This is a genomic window from Halorubrum sp. SD612, from assembly GCF_002135005.1.
The window spans coordinates 1-1,478 of sequence record NZ_NEWI01000358.1 but is presented as its reverse complement, the minus strand read 5'-3'; the positions used below and the strand labels follow the sequence as shown (position 1 = coordinate 1,478).

Sequence of the window (1,478 nt, the reverse complement as noted above, 5' to 3'; positions counted from 1 at the left end):
ATGGAGGCGTTCTATTATGCGGCCGATCCGGTCCACACGCTCGAAGAGGTCCGCCGCGTCCTGCGGCCGGGTGGCACCTTCTACTGCGCGGTCAACTACTTCGCGGAGAGCGAGACGACCCACGCGTGGCAGGAGAACATCTCGGTCGACATGACGCTGTGGTCGCGCGAGCAGTACCGCGAGGCGTTCCGCGAGGCCGGCCTGTACGTCGCCGAGCAGGACGCGATCCCGGACCGGGAGACGGAGATTCCGGAGGCTTCGGAGTTTCCGACCGAGGGGTACGAGAGCCGCGAGGCGATGGTCGACCGCTACCGCACGTGGGGGACGCTGTTGACGGTCGGCGTCGCTCCCTGATCTGCGTTTATAAACAGCGGCCGGTAGCTATACGCGCCCGACGCCGCGCGACGGTCACGTTCGACGCGTGACGCGGGGTCGGCGCACGGACGCCTCACGACTCCCGCCGACCGGCGACGGCCCTGAGAACGCCCGTCGCGACGAGCGCGATTATCAGCCAGAGCACGGCGATGGTGACGTCCTCCGGCACCGGCGGAACCGACGACACCTCGGGACGGTTCTCCGATCTGAAGGCGTTGTTCGCGTTCCATCCCCGAATGAACCCGACGCCGACCCCGATACAGACCGTCGAAATCCAGAGGAGCCAGAGCGAGTACTCGCGGAACGCCTGTACGAACGCCATACCTCTGAGGCGCATTATTTCGGTGAATATTTTCTGGTGTCAACTGACGGGCGGGTTCGATTCCCCGTTTGCTTACCCGCGTGAACCTCCTGCGAGGCAGCGTCTTACGCACCGCTCGCCGACAGAACCGCTGATATATCGATGAATTCGCGACGATGGCGATTACCTCCACAGCCACAGCCGCTCGTTTATAAATGAGTGACGACGGATCGGCGACAAACACCGTCAAAGCCCCAGCCGCGAAGCCGCCGCACACTCGCTGCGCTCCTCGCTCGCGCTGCTCGCTGCGGTGCTTGCGTCGTCTGCGGCGGCTTCGCGGCTGCCCCTTTGAGTCCCGCCCCGCACAGCAACCGCACCTCACACCTCCCCAGCCTCGTCGCTGGCGCCGTCCCGGCGCCAGCGACTCCCTCGCGCGTGCTCCTCGCGTCCTTCGGACGCTCGGAGGCACGCGCCACCGCGGATCGATTTATAAATATACGTCGCCGTCGGCGGTTGCGCCCGCGCTCGCCCTCTCCCGGCACTACGCTCTTCCGACGGTTTAAATCGGGTCGGGGCCCAGACTCCGGTCATGGAACCGAGTTCGCTCTCCGGGCTCCCCGCGGGCGTCGGCGAGGCGCTCGAAGCGGAGGGCGTCGCGGAGCTGTACCCGCCCCAGCAGGCGGCCGTCGAGGCGGGCGTCGTCGACGGCGAGAGCCTCGTCGCGGCCGTGCCGACCGCGTCGGGCAAGACGCTCATCGCGGAGCTGGCTATGCTCTCCTCGATCGAGCGCGGCCGCAAGGCC

General features: G+C 67.1%; 2 protein-coding genes and 1 pseudogene. 2 read left to right on the top strand and 1 reads right to left on the bottom strand.

The features are described from left to right. Positions 1 to 354 (top strand): annotated as a pseudogene (locus B9G38_RS17315) (class I SAM-dependent methyltransferase); the annotation flags it as partial. Positions 355 to 448: 94 nt separating this feature from the next. Here the strand turns inward: B9G38_RS17315 and B9G38_RS18120 are convergent. After that, the gene (locus B9G38_RS18120; RefSeq protein ID WP_086221178.1) at positions 449 to 697 is read right to left on the bottom strand and encodes a hypothetical protein; all 249 of its coding nucleotides are present in this window, start codon (positions 695 to 697) and stop codon (positions 449 to 451) included. 568 nt (positions 698 to 1,265) lie between these two features. Between B9G38_RS18120 and B9G38_RS17305 the strand changes: the two genes are divergently transcribed. Then, positions 1,266 to 1,478: DEAD/DEAH box helicase (locus B9G38_RS17305; RefSeq protein WP_143415631.1), on the top strand; the 213-nt coding region annotated here is incomplete at its 3' end.

What these genes read in the sequence shown, in the direction of transcription:
- B9G38_RS18120 (WP_086221178.1), bottom strand. Translation starts at nt 697, where the DNA reads ATGGCGTTCGTACAGGCGTTCCGCGAGTACTCGCTCTGGCTCCTCTGG.